Consider the following 16,396-nt stretch of genomic DNA (forward strand, 5'->3'; position numbering starts at 1 on the left):
ATCAGGATAAGGGTTTCGAGGAATTGCACGGTTTTCGGGCCGTTCTTGCAAGGAAATCGAAATTTTGCCCTCAGCACCCCCTAAACGAGGGCTGAAACCCAGTCCTGGCGGGGGGTTAGCGTTGGTTTTTGCCAACGCAGCAAAGCGTCTAGACGCGTCCTGTTGGGTCTTTTACGGCGACTCGCGCGCAGCGCGCGCCGGCTCGAACCATCGAACCCGCTCTTTCGAGCGACCTTTTGAGCGTGTTTTCCCGTCGCGCATGACCGATCCGCTGATCCCCGCCGTCCTCGCTTTCCGCGACAACGGCAGCCCCTTTTCACCACACTACGACGACATCTATCACAGCGCCGTCGGCGCGCTCGAGCAGGCTCACTACGTCTTTCTGCGCGGCAACGAATTGCCCGAAAGATGGCAGAGCCGCCGTACGTTCACCGTGCTCGAAACCGGCTTTGGCATCGGCATCAACTTTCTCGTCACGTGGGCCGCATGGCGCGCCGATCCGGCTCGCTGCGAGCGGCTGCATTTCGTGTCGACCGAAAAGCATCCGTTTAGCGCCGCCGATCTGCGCCGCCTTCACGCAACGACAATCTCCGATCCGCTGATCGCCGAGCTCGCGGACACGCTCGCGATCGCTTGGCCGATGCTCGTGCCCGGCACGCACCGGCTCGAATTCGAAGGCGGCCGCGTCGTGCTGACGTTGATCTTCGCCGATGCGCTCGACAGCCTGCCCACATTGCGGCTGCGTGCCGATGCGTTCTATCTGGATGGCTTTGCGCCCGCGAAAAATCCAGAGCTGTGGAGCCCGGCGATCTTCAGGTCGCTCGCGCGCGTCGCGGGCGATGACGCGACCTTCTCCACCTATAGCAGCGCGGGCGACGTCAAACGCGCGTTGACGCAATGCGGCTTCGAGTATCGCAAGGTCGACGGCTTCGGCTGGAAACGCGCGATGCTGGTCGGTCGCTTCGCGCCGCGCTGGCGTGTGCGCCGTTATGAGCCGCCCGCGCCGTTCGGGCACGACGAACGTCACGCGGTCGTGATCGGTGCGGGACTGGCCGGCTGCGCGGTGATCGAGCGGCTCGCGGCGCGCGGCTGGCGCGTGACTTCGCTCGAGCGGCATGCGTCGGTCGCACAAGATGCGTCTGGCAATCCAGCCGGCGTATTCCACCCAATGATTTCGCGCGACGACAGCGTCGCGTCGCGCGTCACGCGGGCGGGCTTTCTGTACGCGCTCAATCGTTGGGCCGCGCTCGAAAGTGCAGGGCATCGGCTCGCGCGCGGCGATCGCGGTCTGCTGCAGATCGCCGCGGACGACGACGAGGCGCGCGCAATCGGCGAGGCCATCGGCGCGTTCCGCTATCCGTCCGACTACGTGACGCCGGTGTGCGCGTCCGATGCCGAGCGACTCGCCGGCGTGCCGCTCGCGCGTGGCGGCTGGTTCTTTCCGCGCGGCGGCTGGATCGATCCGGCTTCGCTGTGCGCGGCGCAATTCGCATCGGCAGGCGGCTTGCTCGAACGACGCTTCGGGGTCGACGTCGCGCGGCTCGAACGTTCCGGCGATCAGTGGAGCGTCTTCGATATCGCTGGAAACGTGGTCGCGCGAGCGCCGGTCGTGATCGTCGCCGGTGCGCATGAAGCTGCGCGCATCGCTGGCTTGCGTCATGCGCCGACACGCAGCATTCGCGGCCAGTTGAGCTTGCTGCCGGCGGGTAGCGTCGCGCCGCTCGCGCTGCCGGTGATCGGCGAGGGCTACGCCGTGCCGCTCGCGAACGATGTCACGCTGACAGGCGCGACCTATGAACTCGACGACCCCGACACGTCGCTGCGCGCGGACGGTCATCGCGAGAATATCGAGCGCGTCGCGCAGATGTTGCCGTCGTTCGCAAGCGCACTCGATGCCGCGCCGCTGACCTCGCTCGCCGGACGCGTTGCGTTTCGCTGCGTGACCTCGGATCGCATGCCGATGATCGGCCAGCTCGCCGACGAAGCCGCTGCCGCCCGCGATGCTGCCCGCCTGCGCGGCGCATGGCCGCTCGATCTGCCGCGCCTCGACGGTCTGTACGGCGCATTTGCTTATGGCTCTCGCGGGCTGGTGTGGGCCGCGCTCGGCGCTGAACTGATCGCCTCGCAGATCGAAGGCGAGCCGTGGCCGCTCGAACGCGATCTCGCCGAAGACATCGACCCTGCGCGTTTTCTGCTGCGGTCGTTGCGGCAGGGAACGATCGGTTAACCGGCTTCGACCATTGCGAAGTTATCTCTGCGCCCCGCACGTTAACTCCGCCCGCCTGTAAACCTGGTTAACCGGGACTCCGGCTTATCCACCGCGACTTGTGGATAACCGCGCGGTTAACCGGCGCAAGTCGTGTGGAACCGTTGTGGACGTAAACGGGGTAACTCGGACACCGCGAAAAAGTGCGAAAAGTTGCTCGCGTATACCGGCAGCCGCCGCACATGCTGTGCATCCGGTTATGCGGCCGGGAAGTCGATGATTTGTTTCGGTAAACGCAGGTTATCCACAGAAACCGGGGCAGCTTGTTAACTGTTACTACGTATACATACAGTAAACAAGTAAACAGCAAAAACGGGGGCTAACGCCCCGCCTATCGGGCTAGTGAATTTCATTTGAGTTCGCCTAAAACGGATCGCTCAAGGCGCTGCGTTAACGACAAACCCGCGCATCGAAATCACCGACGCAGCGGTAACGCCTTGGGAACGGATTCGCCGTCCGCGAGGTAGTCGAAACTGACGCGATACCTCGGAAAAAGGTCGCTTTTTCCGTTCATTGAGAAAATAACGTACTTTTTTACCGTTTTGCCTGCGAGTTAACGTCTTTTCGGTTAACGCGGAAAAAGCTATGGCACAATCCCCGTTCTTTTTCGCGTCGTGCCACGGCAACTGACGGCACGCGCAGCAATGGAACGGTGCCGGTCAAACAGAATCTGATTCAAGGTCGACGGCGTTCCTTCACCGTGCCTGTTGCTACTGTCGCATCCCGTGAACGTGCCCGACTCCGTGCGGTTTTTCGCGGCCGCGGCGCATTCCGATCATCCGATCATTGAAACCTCGCAACGCTGATTTCGCGAAGCGCTTGCGACAACGAGCGCTCCCGGTGCGCTCGCGACGGCGTGCGTGTGCGCCAGTTCGTGTTGTCTGCCGTTGCTGCCAAGGAGAACCCATTACGATGAATTCGGCGTTTTCGTTTTTGCCAGCGTGGCCGCTTTCGCCCGACGCCATTTTCTGGGCGGGTCTTGCATTGCTTGCCGCCGGTCTGTGCGGCGAGCTTTGTTTTCGCGCGTGGCGTTTACCGCGCATTTCCGGCTATGCGGTGATCGGACTCGTGGCCGGCTCGGCAGGCTTTGGCGTGATCGATGCGGATTCCGCGAGCGCCGCGCGGCCGCTGCTCGACGTCGCGCTCGGCCTGTTGCTGTTCGAACTCGGCAGCCGGCTCGATCTGCGCTGGATCCGTCGTAATCCGTGGCTGATTCTGTCGAGCGTCGCCGAAGCCACGCTGACTTTCGCGCTGGTGCTGCCCGTATTGCTGTTTCTGCACGTGCCGCTGATGGTCGCGACCGTACTCGCCGCGATCGCGATGGCGACATCGCCCGCGATGGTGATCCAGCTCAAAACCGAACTACGCGCGGAAGGCCAGGTCACGCAGCGTCTTCTGACCTTGACGGCGCTGAATAGCATGTACGCGGTCGTGATCGAGAAGCTCGTGTCGAGCTGGCTGCATCAGGAGGTTTACGGCAACGTGTTCGCGACCATCCTGCAGCCGTTGTACCTGCTGGTCGGCTCGCTCGTGCTCGCATATCTGCTCGCGCGCACCTGCACGTTTTTCTATCGGCGTCTGAACATGCAGGACGAGCATTCGTTCGTGGCGCTGTTCGGTCTCGTGCTGCTCGCGATCGCGATCGCGCATCTGTTCAAGCTGTCGACGATTCTCGCGCTGCTCGCCGCGGGCATCATCGTGAAGAATCACGAAGTGCGTCCGCAGTTGTGGCCAGAGCATTTCGGCACGGCGGGCTGGCTGTTGACAGTGATTCTGTTCGTGCTGACGCTGACGTCGTTCGAATGGAAGCACATCGCGTTGGGCGGACTCGCCGCGCTGGGTCTGATCGTTGCTCGCCTCGTCGCGAAGCTGGTCGGCGTGCTGGCGTTCGCGAAGCCGAGCGGTCTGAACTTGAAGCAGGGCATCGCGCTCGGCCTGTCCTTGTCACCGATGTCGGCGCTCGCGTATCTGCTCGTCGACGACACGTACAACCTGTATCCGAACTTCGATCCACAGCTGCGCGCAATCGTCATGTGTTCGATTTTCGTGCTGCAGATTCTCGGGCCGTGGCTCGTTTATCGCAGCCTCGCGCTCGTCGCCGAGCGGCGCGAGGGGTAAGCGTGAAACGCGCGTGGGCTGCCATGCGCGTTTCACGAACCCATCTTTCAATTCCTTCGCCTCAAACGACCTGACTCAGGGGACGCCATGTCACTCGAACCCTTCATCGACTCGAAACCGTTCACGTTCGGTATCGAGCTCGAAATGCAGATCGTCAATACGCACGACTATGATCTGACCAAAGCCGGCACGGATCTGCTGCGCCTCATCAAGGACGAAAAAATCCCCGGCAATATCACGCCGGAAATCACCGAAAGCATGATCGAGCTGTCGACCGGCATCTGCACGTCGCACGAACAGGCGGTCACCGATCTGCGCAAGATTCGCGACACGCTGGTGTCCGCGGCCGATCATCTGAACGTCGGTCTGTGCGGTGGCGGCACCCATGCTTTCCAGCAATGGAGCGAGCGGCAGATCGTCGATACGCCGCGCTTTCAGTATATTTCCGAGCTATACGGCTATCTCGCGAAGCAGTTCACCGTGTTCGGCCAGCACGTGCACATCGGTTGCCCGAATCCGAACAGCGCGCTGTATCTGCTGCATTCGATGTCGCGCTTCATCCCGCATTTCATTGCGCTGTCCGCGTCGTCGCCTTTCGTACAGGGCGTCGATACCGGATTTCATTCGGCACGACTGAATTCCGTGTTCGCGTTTCCGCTGTCGGGCCGCGCGCCGTTCGTGCTGACGTGGGACAGCTTCGAGGAGTATTTCTCGAAGATGGTCCACACGGGCGTGGTCAACAGCATGAAGGATTTCTACTGGGACATCCGTCCGAAGCCGGGCTTCGGCACGATTGAGGTCCGCGTGATGGATACGCCGTTTTCGGTGGATCGCGCCGCGGCGATCGCCTGCTACATCCAGACGCTCGCGCGTCATTTGTTGCTCGATAAGCCGATCATGCCGCAGGAAGACGACTATCTGGTCTACACGTTCAACCGTTTCGAAGCCTGCCGCTTCGGACTCGGTGGCACCTGCATCAATCCGCAAACCGGTGAACGCAAGACGATTTCCGAAGATATTCTCGAAACGCTCGAACAGATCCGACCGCATGCGGAAGCGCTCGGCTCGGTGAATGCGCTGGCCGAAGTCGGCGCGATCGCGCGCGGTCAGGTCAACGACGCGACGTGGCTGCGCAGTGTGTTTGCGCAGGAAAAGTCCTTGCACGAAGCGGTACGCCAGCAGTGTCTGCAGTGGCGCGCCTAGTCGCGAAGAGCTTCATGAAACCGTTTGCGTGCGCCAGGTAGGCGACGTTCCGACGAAACCCGCCGCGTGCGGGTTTTTTTTCGTAAGAAAATTTTTATGATTTTTCGCGCGCGCAACCCTTCAGATTTTTCGAAAGTTTACGTATACCAGCGTAGTAGTCGTAAGCAGGCATTGCCAAAGGCTGTGGACAACTGAATAATTTCCTGCAAAGTCAATGCGCTGGGGAAATGATAACTGGGCTCTAAAACGGGCTCCGGCCACGCCTGGCAAGCGCAACCGAGGGAAACGTTCAACACGCTGCAAATGCTTGTTGCAAAACGGTACACAGGCTGTCCAAACGTTTTCCCCTGCTTATCCACAGCTTGCGTTGGATAAGTTAGCTGTACGATTCGCCGCTGTCGCATAGAATGTCGTTTTTTCGCCGCCTTCGGCTTCCAAGACGGTGTATTTTTGAGATAGTACAAACGGTTTCATCCGCGGTTGGACGAAGCTACCCCACACACGCAACGGGTGTACCCCGGCAGGCAGCCGCCGGCATTGCACCAAAGCGGTAAATAAACGAATCGAAGATTATGAGCGAAGGCGTATACGGAGAACAGGCTAAGGGGCGAGTGACCCACAGCCTCTTGCGATTGAGCACGGCGATGCGAAGCCAGGCTTGGGAATGGGCGGAAGGCGCGGGCCTTACGCCGACCCAGGGCGAAATCCTCGTGCTGTTGATGCAACGTAAGGGGCCGATGCGTCTCGGCGAAATCGCGCGTGAAACGGCACTGACCGCCGCGACCACCAGCGATGCGGTCAGCACGCTCGAGACCAAGGGCCTCGTCGAAAAGCGTCGCGCACTCGACGACGGTCGCGCGCTCGCGGTACGTCTGACCTCGCGTGGTCGCACCGCTGCCAAACGCGCCGCGCAATGGCCGGACTTCCTCTCGAAGGCGGTCGGTACGCTGCGCGACGACGAGCAGTCCGTGTTCTATCGCACGCTGCTCAAGACCATCTATCAGCTCGAAGCGCAAAACACGATTCCGTCGCATCGTATGTGCCTGAGCTGCACGCATTTCCAGCCGAGCAAGAATCCGAAGAAGACGCCGCATCACTGCGCGCTGCTCGACCTGAACATGTTGGACACCGATGTGCGTCTCGACTGTTCCGTGCATGAAACGGCGGACGTCGCCACCCAGAAGAAGACCTGGAAGATCTTCGCCCAATAACCGGCGTCTTCCTGGGCAATCCGCTAACATGGCCTGGCCGGCGACGGCGCGCGGTATGCGCCGCCTGCTTGCCGGCTGGTGCCGTGCAAGGATAAAGTCGTTGGCGGCAGGTCGTTAGTCAACCTGAAGATAGGGCAGGCCGATGAATCGGGAAGTACTCGCCATCCGCCATGTGCACTTCGAGGATCTGGGCAGTCTCGAGCTCGTGCTCGGCGAGCGCGGGCGTCCGGTCCGTTATCTCGATGTGGGCGTCGCCCGTATCGAGGCGCCCAATCCGGTTGCCGCGTCGCTGATCGTCGTGCTGGGCGGCCCGATCAGCGCTACCGACGACGCGCTGTACCCCACGCTCGCACCGCTGCTGTCGTTGATCGAAAAACGCATCGCGGCCGGTCTGCCGACACTCGGTATCTGCCTTGGCGCACAACTGATCGCGCGGGCGCTCGGTGCGCGCGTCTACGCCGCGGCTCAGGCCGAACTCGGCTGGACGCCGCTCAAGCTGACCGATGCCGGCCGCGCCTCGCCGCTGCGTCATCTCGATGGCGCTCATACCTCGATGCTGCATTGGCACGGCGACACTTTCGATCTGCCGGCCAACGCGACCCGTCTGGCATCGACTCCGGCTTGCGAGAATCAGGCCTTCGCATGGGGCGGTCACGTACTGGGCTTGCAGTGTCATCCCGAGATCCGCACCGATCGGTTCGAACGTTGGCTGATAGGGAATGCGAACGAACTCTCGGGCCACGGCATCGACGCGCGTCAGTTGCGCGCCGACACCGGCCGATACGGTCCCGTGCTCGAAGCCGCCGCGTGCCGCATGTTCGGCGAATGGCTCGATCACGTCGAGACAAAACCCTGAATGGCTAGCCGAATGGCGACGTGAGCGGCCAGCCAGGTGCCGCGTTCATGCAGTAAACCGCGTGCGGTGCTATGCTCGATCGCTCTCGGGCTTTCACTGGGCGTAATCCATGAGCGCGCTTTTCTCTCCGCTCACGCTGCGTAGCGTGACGCTTCCCAATCGTATCGTCGTCTCCCCAATGTGCCAGTACTCCGCCGAACGCGGCGAAGCGACCGCTTGGCACATGATTCACCTCGGCGGTCTCGCGCTGTCCGGCGCGGGCATGCTGTGCATCGAAGCAACCGCCGTCGAGCCGGACGGGCGCATCACCCCCGGCGATCTCGGCTTGTGGGACGACGCGACCGAAGAGGCGCTCGTGCCGGTGCTGGCGGCGATCCGCAGGCATTCGCACATCATCGTGACGATGCAACTGGCGCACGCGGGCCGCAAGGCATCGAGCCACGTGCCGTGGGAAGGCGGCCAGCTGATTACGGTGTCGCAAGGCGGGTGGCTGCCGCATGCGCCGTCGGCGTTGCCGCACAAGCCGGGCGAGGAGCCGCCGCTCGCGCTCGATGTCGCCGGCCTGAACCGGATTCGCGAGGCGTTCGCCGCGGCCGCGCGGCGCGCCGCGCGTCTTGGCATCGATGCGCTCGAAGTGCATGCCGCGCATGGCTATCTGCTGCATCAGTTCCTGTCGCCGATCGCCAATCAGCGCACCGACGACTACGGCGGCTCGCTCGAAAACCGCATGCGGTTTCCGATCGAAATCTTCGACATCGTGCGTGCCGCATTTCCTGCCGACAAACCGGTTGGCGTGCGCGTGTCGGCGACGGACTGGGTCGAAGGCGGCTGGACGCTCGAAGACACGATCGCGTTTGCACACGAGCTGGAAAAGCGCGGCTGCGACTGGATCGACGTGTCGTCGGGCGGTGTCTCGCCGCTGCAGCGAATTCCGCTCGAGCCGGGCTATCAGATTCCGTTCGCGAAGGCGGTCAAGCACGCAACCGGTCTGACGACGATCGGCGTCGGACTCATCACCGATCCGCTGCACGCCGAGCAGCTGATCGAAGCGGGCGATGCCGATCTGATCGCGCTGGCTCGCGCGCTGCTCTATAACCCGCGCTGGCCGTGGCATGCCGCCGCTAACCTTGGTGCGACCGTCGAAGCGCCGCCGCAGTACTGGCGTTCGCAACCGCGCGAGCAGAAAGCGCTGTTCGGCGACATTACGTTCGGTCAACGGTGACGCCCGGCGCGCGTTGAACGAACGCATCGGCTGACGGTTGAAGGAAGCCGTGGACAGCGTGTAGGATGCCGGTTGTGGCGCGGTGCGCGTCGCAAGTCGACGCGGCGCTCGCAGGGCGCCGCGTTTGCTATTCGCGTCAGAAAAATCTGCGCGCATGACGCGCCTGACGATTGCCAGATTTGATTCCCCAGTTCTTCACAAGGATTCATTCAATGAATTCACGCAGGATCGCCGTGCGCCGTTCGGGTGTGCACGGCAAAGGCGTGTTTGCTCTCGAACCGATCGCGGCCGGCGAGCGACTGATCGAATACAAGGGCGAGCGGATTACCTGGAAAGAGGCGTTGCGCCGCCATCCGCATAATCCGGCTGAACCGAATCACACGTTTTATTTCGCGCTGGATAACGGCAAGGTCATCGACGGCAAGGTGAACGGCAATAGCGCGCGCTGGATCAATCATTCGTGCGCGCCGAACTGCGAAGCCGAGGAAATCGACGGACACGTGTACGTGCATGCGCTGCGCGATATCGCGGAGGGCGAGGAAGTCTTTTACGACTACGGCCTCGTGATCGACGCGCGTCAGACGAAGAAGCTGAAAAAAGAATACGAATGCCGCTGCGGCGCGCGCAAGTGTCGCGGCACGATGCTGGCGCCGCCGCAGAAGGGCAAGGGCGGCGGCAAGTCGGGCAAAGGTGCCGACAAGGGCGAGAAGTCGAGCAAATCGGCGAAGAAATCGAAGAAGAAATGAGCCGCGGGCCGGTGCACGGCGGTAGCTGTCTGCGCTGATCGAAGCGCTGAGGCGAACGCCGCCGCGGCAGCCGGGCAAACCTTCTACAAATCGACCGGCGCCGAGTGCGCCGGTTTTTTCGTGGCGCGCCGAGCGTTGGCATCGTTGGCGGTGGCAGCGCCTGCCGACGCACCGGGCGGCAGCAACGGAATCCTGACGATAAAGCGTGCGCCGCCCTCCGGTGCGTCCTCGTAATGCACGCTGCCATGATGCAGCACCATGATGTCGTGGACGATCGCGAGGCCCAGACCCGCGCCGCTGTCGACGCCCGCCTCGGTCTGCCCGTCGCCGCGGAAGAATCGCTTGAACAGATCCGCCTGCTGCGAACGCGGCACGCCCGGGCCGTTGTCTTCGACGACGATCTCGGCCATGCGCAGATCGTCGATCAGGGTCTGCGAAACTGTGACCGTGATACGCCCGCCGTCGGCCCGCGAAGGCGGCACGTACTTCAGCGCGTTATCGAGCAGATTCGCGATCACTTCATGGAGCAGCACAGGGTTGCCGCGCGCCATCAGCGGGTCATCGTTCGACGGATCGTCGAGGCGCTGGAAGCCGAGGTCCACGTGTACCGGTAGCGCGCGCGGCACCCATTCGGCGCCGGTGTCGAACGCGAGCGCGGCCATGTCGACATTGACGAAGCGGGCCGCCTGTTCGCCAGGCTCGGCGCGCGCGAGCGACAGCAATTGATTCGACAGCCGCACGGCGCGGTCGGCCGCGGCGCGCAGTTCGCGCACGGCAGCGAGCGTCTGCTGCGGATCGCGCGCGACGACCGCCTGCTCCGCATGCAGCTTCACGGCGGTGAGCGGCGTGCGCAACTGATGCGCGGCATCGGCGATGAATTTACGTTGCGCATCGAGGGCGGCTTTCAGACGATCGAGCAACGCGTTCAGCGCGCCCGTCAGCGGACGGATCTCGACCGGTACATAGGTTTCGTCGACCGGCTCGAGCGACGTGTGCGTTTGCCGGTTCAGCGAATCGGCGAGCGCGGTCAGCGGATTGAGCTGCTGATTGACGACGCGCCACACGATCACCCAGCCGGCCAGCAGCAGCAGCAATAACGGCATCATGATCGCGATGAGGAACTCGGCGGCGATGCGGAAGCGGTGATGCACGGGCTGGCCGACTTCGACGACGATCGGATTACCGCTCGGCTGATCGACGCGCACCTGAGCGACCCGCACGGCTACGCCTTCGTGCTGCGTCTCGAACACGTACGCGTAATGCATGCGGCGCACGTTGGTGCCTTGCAGCGGCAGATTGTGGTCGCCGGCGATTTCGGTGTCGCCGGTGCTGATCCGGTAGACCAGATGTTCGACCGGGTCGGAGAACATCGCCTGCGCGAGCGGCGGCACCGTGATCGGCGCTTCCGCTCCGGCAATCTGGATCTGTTTGGAGATCGCGGTCGCTAGGTCCGCGAGCGAACGGTCGACCACGTGCTGCGTGTACTGCCATGCGAGCCAGTAAGCGATCAGACCGCTCATCAGCGCGAGCAGCGACAGGGGAGCAGCGAGGCGCCGCAGCAGCGTGCGGCGCAGACTATTGGCGGCCGGCTGGTGCATGATCGAACGCGCGGGAAGGTTGTGACTGCGGTGGCAACTGCGGTAGTAATGGCGCGAACCGCCCTGAGACGGTCCGGAGCCCCGCACAACGCGCTGCGGGTACAGCCGGTCTGCGGCGCCGCTCCGGCGCCGTCAGGCCGCGACGCAATGCGCGGCTTTCACGACGATCATGCGGCCTGGCGAATTTCCTGCAACAGGTAGCCAAAGCCACGCACGGTGACGATTTCGACACGGCAGTTCTCGAGCTTCTTGCGCACGCGGTGCACGTAGACTTCGATCGCGGTATCACCGAGGTCGCCGCCGAAGTGCGTCAGATGATCCTGTAGTTGCGCCTTGCTGACGACGCGGCCGTGACGCAGCAGCAGCATTTCGAGCACCGCGAATTCGCGCGGCGACAGTTCGAGCGGTTTGTCGTCGTTGAAGATGCGGCGGTCGACGCCCGACAGCCGCACGCCGCCCAGCGACACTTCCGGACGCGGCATGTCACCGTGCGGACCGCTGCGGCGCATCACCGCGCGAATACGCGCTTCGAGCTCGGCCGGCTCGAACGGCTTCAGCATGTAGTCATCCGCGCCTGAGTTCAGGCCTTGCACGCGGTCGTTCAGTTCGTCGCGCGCGGTCAGGATGATCACCGGCGTGTGACGGTTGCTCTGGCGGAAACGCGACAGCAGCGTCATGCCGTCGATGCCCGGCAGACCCAGATCGAGGATCACGAGTTCGTGGCGATTTTGCGTGAGGGCCTGCTCCGCAAAGATGCCGTCATGGACCATGTCGACGGTGAAGCCGGCTTGTTCGAGACTGCTTTGGATGCCGCGTGCGATGGGGCGGTCATCTTCGATCAGAAGGAGTCGCATGGATTTCGCTCAAGTACAATGGGTTTAGGCGTTTGGGCAAGCGGTTCGCCGGGGCGCCTGCTACACAGCCAGCGTGCGAAGCGGCGGCAGACGTGCCACGAAGCAGCTGTCGAGCCGAATCGAAGCACCGTGCCAGCCATCACGAAGTCATGTCCGAGATCAGCATTCACGAACTGGAAGCCGCGATCAACTTCTGGCGCACCCGCTCACCTTCAAGCGGCGACGAACACGTTCTGTGCAAGGAGGCAAGCGCGCTCTCCAAGCCGTATGCGCTGCTGATTGTACAGCGTCAGCAGTCGCTATCACTCGATCGTTTCGACCCGATTGCAAGGCAGGCCTGGGAAGCTTACGTTCAACTTAAGGATAGCCTGTAGAACTGAAGGTTTGCCTAGGGAATTGCCTGCATTGTCCTTTCAAGGTCGCCTGATTACGCGGAGAGTATGCATAAACACGCATAAAAGCCCGTAATTATTTGTATTACGTAGTAATACCATCGATGAATGCGGCAAGCGCGATGTCGCGTTCGGTCACGCCGTTCGCTTCATGGGTTGACAGCGTGATGTCGACCTTGTTGTACACGTTGAACCACTCGGGATGGTGGTCCATCTCCTGCGCCTTGATCGCGACGCGCGTCATGATCATGAAGCCGAAGGCCTCGTTGAAGTCGGCGAACTCGAACGCGCGGCGAATCGCATCACGCTCAGCCACGCTTTGCCAGCGATTCAGTTTCGCCAGTTGCTGGGTTCGCTCGTCGGACGTCAGTTTCTGAATCATGGTGTTACCTCGCTCGTCGAACTCGCTCGCCGGCAGGCGGACGAATCCGTCATTTTTTCATGGATGCGCAACGGTCGCCGCACGCAGGTCCGGATCGGTTTGCGATGGCTTTTCGTTCAAACGTCGCCGCCGGTGTTCCAACCCTCGCGGGTTCCACGCGTAATCACGCAGTCGCCGTCGAACAGGTCGCCCGCCGCGTAGGCAGGTGCGTTGGCGAGCTTCGTCAACAGCGGCGTGAAGTCGGTTTGCGCGACGTGGAAAAGTTGCGCGAAGTCATCGATGACGAAATAGGTTTGTTGGAACGTATCGATGCGATAACGCGTGCGCATCACGCGTTCCAGCACGAAGCCGAGTCGGTTCGGCGCTGCGCTGCGCTGGCTAGGCAGCGTCTCCGCCTTGCTCGAGACGATGCCCGCGCCGTAGATCTTCACGCCGTTCGGACTCGCGTCATCGCGGATCAGCCCGAACTCCACTGTGTACCAATAGAGCCGCGCGAGCAGCGGCAGCGCGCCCGCGTCATTGGCAGCGAGCGCGGCGCGGCCGTACGCGTGCATGTAGTCCGCGAACACCGGGTCGATCAACAACGGCACATGGCCGAACAGATCATGAAAACAGTCGGGCTCTTGCAGGTAGTCGAGTTGGTCGGGGCGGCGCATCCACCACGTGACCGGCAAGCGGCGATTCGCCAGATGCTCGAAAAATACCTGATCCGGTACGAGGCCAGGCACCGCGACGATGCGCCAGCCGGTTGCGGGCGTGAGCTTCGCGTTGACGTCTTCGAAGGACGGCACGCGCTCGGACGCCAGGCCGATGCGCTCGACGCCCGCGAGGAATTCATTGCAGGCACGGCCTTCGAGCAAGGCTGTTTGGCGCGCGTACAGTTGTTGCCAGACCGCATGGTCAACCGTGCCGTAACGCTCAAGCGGCTGATCGATCGTGAAGTCGGCGCGGGGTCTCGAGACCGGCGTCGAACTGTTCCTTGAGTTCGGCAGTGCTGGCGGTGGACATGGCGAGGCTGCTGTAAAAAGACGAATTGCATGAAATCGGTGTATGCGAGTTTAGAGCGGAGCACATGCGGAAGGGGCGCAGGCTTCGCGTGTAAGCAGTTCGATATGTGATAATCGTGCGTTAAATGACCGATTAATGCGGGACATCACCATGCTTGAACTCGACCACTTCGATCTCGCGCTGCTCGACGTGCTGCAGCGCTTCGGCCGCGCCACGCATCAGCAGTTGGCGGAGCAGGTGCCGCTGTCGCCGTCGCAGATCGGGCGACGCCTGCAACGGCTGGAACAGGTCGGTGTGGTGGATGGCTATCGCGTCGTGCTGCGGCCCGAAAAGCTTGGGCTCGGCGTCACCGCTTTCACGAGCCTGAAGCTGAAGCATCACGGCGATTCGATCATCGAGCAGTTTCAGCAGCAGATCGACGTGCTGCCCGAAGTGCTCGAATGTCACGCGGTCGTCGGCGATGCAGATTATCTGCTGCGCATCGTCGCGCCGGATCTGAATTACCTGTCGACCTTCGTGATGAAGAAGCTGATGCGCGTGCCGGGTGTCGATAGCGTGCGCTCGAATATCGTGCTGACCACGTTCAAGCGCAATGGGCCGTTGCCGCTCGGGCATCTGGCGCCGGGAGCGGCGGCGGTTTGAGGATTTGAGGCCGTTGCCGGCAGTGCCGACTGACTGGAAGAGGGAGCCGCGCATGCCGTGCCGCGGCCCCTACGGTGACGGGATCTTTATGCCGCCCGCTTCGGCTCATCGTCGGCATTCAGCAGATCCACATACGCGACCGGCACCAGATCCGCTTCCGATACGCCGAGGCTCTTGAACATCGCTTGTGCTTCCGCGTGGCCGCCTTCTTCATCGTCGTCCTGCGCGAGCACCACTTCGAGTTCGACGAAATCGCCGAGACCGTCGACGCGATCCAGATGAATCCGCGTGCGCCCGCTCAGATATACGTGCCGCTCTTTCGAGACGATGCCGCGCGTGGTCAGCGCGGTCGCGAGCAGCGCATGCATCGCTTCGGGATTCGTCACCGGACTGCGCGTGTAGTACGACGCCTTCGGGCCGTCGCGGTCGTCACGCTGATAGAAGATCAGCTCGGCCGGCGTGCCGTCGTCGAACTGGCGCAGCTTCAGGCGGCCGCGCGGCACGTCGTAGAAAAAGTCCTGCTGGCGGAAGATCAGCGGCGCGTCCGTCGCAAGCTGTGCGGCGCGCTCGCGCAGTTGGTCGAAATGCTGGGCGCGGGCTTTGATTTCGATGTTGCGTGCCATGTCAGGCTCCTGTGGATGGGGGAAGTGACCGGCGGCTCCGGAGTTGCTGGCGTTGCCGGGCGGACGCCGCCGGGAAGGACGAAGCCAGGCGGAACGAAAAGCTGCCAAGGCGCTGCGCGAGCGCAAACCGACAATCTAGCAAAATCTTCGTGACGGAGCGGTTTCAGCTCGGCGGGCGAGTGGGAGAGGGCGGGCATTAGCGAGACTCATATCGCAACGCGTCAGACCGTCCCCGCTCAAATCGTCCACTGCTGTTCGATCAGCTTCAACGCCGCCGCGATCGCTGGCTCGTCCTTGCGCTCGTCGAGCGTGATGAAGCTCAGCTGCGTCGGCACCGTTATGCCATCGACGATCGTCAGCGCGTGCGCATGCGCCTCGGCGATCGCGGTCGCGTCGCGCGCAAGCGTGAGACCGACGCCCGATTTGACCAGATCGAGCATCGACGGCTCCTGGTCCACCTCGGCCACCTTGACCGGCTTCACACCCGCTTCGCCGAAACAGCGCGACAGCAGCCGGTTATGCGCGGACGCCGGCGGCGTCCAGATCCACGGCAGCGCCGCGAGCGAGCGCCAGTCTCGCGCACCCTTCACGCGATCTTTCCAGCCCGCCGGCGCGAGCACGCGATACTGGAAATGCGTGAGCGTGACCGCGTGAAACGTGGCGCCGTCGCGCGTGTCGTCGTCGGCGGGCAGGCCAATGTAATAGCCGACGTCGAGCTCGCCCGAGCAAATCTGTTCGCGCACCCAGCCCGACATGCCGTGGCGCAGCGCGGTTTCGATCTGGGGCCAGGTCTCGACGAGCTGCTTCAGGAAACCGCCAAGGCGCAAAAACTCCGGGTCGAGAATGGTGCCGATGCGCAGACGCCCGCGTACTTCCTGGCGCAGCGTCTGCGCCGCCCGCTGCACGTCGGCTGCCGCGCCGAGCGCGCGTTCGGCATGCGGCAGTAGCGCCTGGCCGTCGCGTGTCAGCGCGAGTCCGTGCGAAGTCCGCGTGAACAGCGTCACGCCGAGGGTCTCCTGCAAGTGCTTGATTTGCAGGCTGACGGCAGGTTGGGTCAGATGCAGTTGCACCGCGGCACGCGTAAGGTTGCCCTCGCGTGCGACGGTGACGAAGGCCCTAAGGAGAGTCAGTTCCATATGCTGATATTAGCGTGGCTTATAGCGCAGTTGAGCATTACTCATTGGATTTGTCGCTCGTAAGGGCCGTACGCTTGGTTTTCAGCACGCTTGTGCGCGCGGCATCGAGCGCGAAGCGGAAGAATTCACAGGAAAGAGG

General features: G+C 62.7%; 14 protein-coding genes and 1 pseudogene. 9 read left to right on the forward strand and 6 right to left on the reverse strand.

Translation table 11 applies throughout. The features are described 5' to 3' along the window. The first annotated feature begins 259 nt into the window (after window positions 1–259). The 7 genes from mnmC (at window position 260) to OKW44_RS29770 (ending at window position 9,622) form a co-directional block, all read left to right on the forward strand. The gene (mnmC, locus tag OKW44_RS29740; RefSeq protein WP_018418890.1) at window positions 260–2,227 is read left to right on the forward strand and encodes a bifunctional tRNA (5-methylaminomethyl-2-thiouridine)(34)-methyltransferase MnmC2/FAD-dependent 5-carboxymethylaminomethyl-2-thiouridine(34) oxidoreductase MnmC1; all 1,968 of its coding nucleotides are present in this window, start codon (window positions 260–262) and stop codon (window positions 2,225–2,227) included. Between the two features lie 951 nt (window positions 2,228–3,178). After that, on the forward strand, window positions 3,179–4,384 hold the full coding sequence (locus OKW44_RS29745) for a cation:proton antiporter (RefSeq protein WP_018418888.1): 1,206 nt from the start codon (window positions 3,179–3,181) through the stop codon (window positions 4,382–4,384). 87 nt (window positions 4,385–4,471) lie between these two features. Then, a complete protein-coding gene (locus OKW44_RS29750; RefSeq protein WP_018418887.1) occupies window positions 4,472–5,587 on the forward strand; it encodes a YbdK family carboxylate-amine ligase in 1,116 nt (371 codons plus the stop codon). A gap of 572 nt (window positions 5,588–6,159) precedes the next feature. Then, a complete protein-coding gene (locus OKW44_RS29755) occupies window positions 6,160–6,798 on the forward strand; it encodes a MarR family winged helix-turn-helix transcriptional regulator (RefSeq protein WP_026225525.1) in 639 nt (212 codons plus the stop codon). A 142-nt stretch (window positions 6,799–6,940) separates the two neighbouring features. Next, on the forward strand, window positions 6,941–7,654 hold the full coding sequence (locus tag OKW44_RS29760) for a glutamine amidotransferase (RefSeq protein WP_018418885.1): 714 nt from the start codon (window positions 6,941–6,943) through the stop codon (window positions 7,652–7,654). 109 nt (window positions 7,655–7,763) lie between these two features. Then, window positions 7,764–8,876 carry an NADH:flavin oxidoreductase/NADH oxidase gene (locus tag OKW44_RS29765; RefSeq protein ID WP_018418884.1) on the forward strand — a complete coding sequence of 371 codons (1,113 nt, stop codon included), beginning with the start codon at window positions 7,764–7,766 and terminating at the stop codon, window positions 8,874–8,876. Window positions 8,877–9,088: 212 nt separating this feature from the next. After that, window positions 9,089–9,622 (forward strand): SET domain-containing protein, encoded by a 534-nt coding sequence (locus OKW44_RS29770; RefSeq protein WP_018418882.1) that lies wholly within the window; start codon window positions 9,089–9,091, stop codon window positions 9,620–9,622. Window positions 9,623–9,705: 83 nt separating this feature from the next. On the opposite strand, the gene OKW44_RS29775 is transcribed toward OKW44_RS29770, so the two are convergent. Beyond that, on the reverse strand, window positions 9,706–11,220 hold the full coding sequence (locus OKW44_RS29775; protein ID WP_018418881.1) for a sensor histidine kinase: 1,515 nt from the start codon (window positions 11,218–11,220) through the stop codon (window positions 9,706–9,708). Window positions 11,221–11,387: 167 nt separating this feature from the next. Further along, the gene (locus OKW44_RS29780) at window positions 11,388–12,074 is read right to left on the reverse strand and encodes a response regulator (protein WP_013090980.1); all 687 of its coding nucleotides are present in this window, start codon (window positions 12,072–12,074) and stop codon (window positions 11,388–11,390) included. Window positions 12,075–12,223: 149 nt separating this feature from the next. Here OKW44_RS29780 and OKW44_RS29785 point away from each other — a divergent pair, with 149 nt between their 5' ends. Further along, entirely contained in the window at window positions 12,224–12,448 is a 225-nt protein-coding gene (locus OKW44_RS29785) for a DUF3717 domain-containing protein (RefSeq protein ID WP_018418880.1), read from the forward strand. A gap of 103 nt (window positions 12,449–12,551) precedes the next feature. On the opposite strand, the gene OKW44_RS29790 is transcribed toward OKW44_RS29785, so the two are convergent. Beyond that, on the reverse strand, window positions 12,552–12,884 hold the full coding sequence (locus OKW44_RS29790) for a 4a-hydroxytetrahydrobiopterin dehydratase (RefSeq protein WP_429412511.1): 333 nt from the start codon (window positions 12,882–12,884) through the stop codon (window positions 12,552–12,554). Window positions 12,885–12,964: 80 nt separating this feature from the next. Beyond that, window positions 12,965–13,856, reverse strand: a pseudogene (gene phhA, locus OKW44_RS29795) (phenylalanine 4-monooxygenase). A gap of 150 nt (window positions 13,857–14,006) precedes the next feature. On the opposite strand from phhA, the gene OKW44_RS29800 reads away from it, so the two are divergent. Beyond that, on the forward strand, window positions 14,007–14,498 hold the full coding sequence (locus tag OKW44_RS29800) for an Lrp/AsnC family transcriptional regulator (RefSeq protein ID WP_026225524.1): 492 nt from the start codon (window positions 14,007–14,009) through the stop codon (window positions 14,496–14,498). Window positions 14,499–14,584: 86 nt separating this feature from the next. Here the strand turns inward: OKW44_RS29800 and OKW44_RS29805 are convergent, their stop codons facing one another. After that, window positions 14,585–15,121, reverse strand: a complete 537-nt coding sequence (locus OKW44_RS29805) for a class IV adenylate cyclase (RefSeq protein WP_018418876.1) — start codon at window positions 15,119–15,121, stop codon at window positions 14,585–14,587. Window positions 15,122–15,357: 236 nt separating this feature from the next. After that, window positions 15,358–16,257 (reverse strand): LysR family transcriptional regulator, encoded by a 900-nt coding sequence (locus OKW44_RS29810; RefSeq protein ID WP_018418875.1) that lies wholly within the window; start codon window positions 16,255–16,257, stop codon window positions 15,358–15,360. Window positions 16,258–16,396 lie beyond the last annotated feature (139 nt).

It is taken from the genome of Paraburkholderia lebeckiae (assembly GCF_050436325.1).
GTDB lineage: Bacteria > Pseudomonadota > Gammaproteobacteria > Burkholderiales > Burkholderiaceae > Paraburkholderia > Paraburkholderia tuberum.

Excerpts from the sequence above, each read along its gene's own strand:
- mnmC (WP_018418890.1), top strand. The coding sequence starts at position 260 with ATGACCGATCCGCTGATCCCCGCCGTCCTCGCTTTCCGCGACAACGGC.
- OKW44_RS29745 (WP_018418888.1), top strand. The coding sequence starts at position 3,179 with ATGAATTCGGCGTTTTCGTTTTTGCCAGCGTGGCCGCTTTCGCCCGAC.
- OKW44_RS29750 (WP_018418887.1), top strand. The coding sequence starts at position 4,472 with ATGTCACTCGAACCCTTCATCGACTCGAAACCGTTCACGTTCGGTATC.
- OKW44_RS29755 (WP_026225525.1), top strand. The coding sequence starts at position 6,160 with ATGAGCGAAGGCGTATACGGAGAACAGGCTAAGGGGCGAGTGACCCAC.
- OKW44_RS29760 (WP_018418885.1), top strand. The coding sequence starts at position 6,941 with ATGAATCGGGAAGTACTCGCCATCCGCCATGTGCACTTCGAGGATCTG.
- OKW44_RS29765 (WP_018418884.1), top strand. The coding sequence starts at position 7,764 with ATGAGCGCGCTTTTCTCTCCGCTCACGCTGCGTAGCGTGACGCTTCCC.
- OKW44_RS29770 (WP_018418882.1), top strand. The coding sequence starts at position 9,089 with ATGAATTCACGCAGGATCGCCGTGCGCCGTTCGGGTGTGCACGGCAAA.
- OKW44_RS29775 (WP_018418881.1), bottom strand. The coding sequence starts at position 11,220 with ATGCACCAGCCGGCCGCCAATAGTCTGCGCCGCACGCTGCTGCGGCGC.
- OKW44_RS29780 (WP_013090980.1), bottom strand. The coding sequence starts at position 12,074 with ATGCGACTCCTTCTGATCGAAGATGACCGCCCCATCGCACGCGGCATC.
- OKW44_RS29785 (WP_018418880.1), top strand. The coding sequence starts at position 12,224 with ATGTCCGAGATCAGCATTCACGAACTGGAAGCCGCGATCAACTTCTGG.
- OKW44_RS29800 (WP_026225524.1), top strand. The coding sequence starts at position 14,007 with ATGCTTGAACTCGACCACTTCGATCTCGCGCTGCTCGACGTGCTGCAG.
- OKW44_RS29805 (WP_018418876.1), bottom strand. The coding sequence starts at position 15,121 with ATGGCACGCAACATCGAAATCAAAGCCCGCGCCCAGCATTTCGACCAA.
- OKW44_RS29810 (WP_018418875.1), bottom strand. The coding sequence starts at position 16,257 with ATGGAACTGACTCTCCTTAGGGCCTTCGTCACCGTCGCACGCGAGGGC.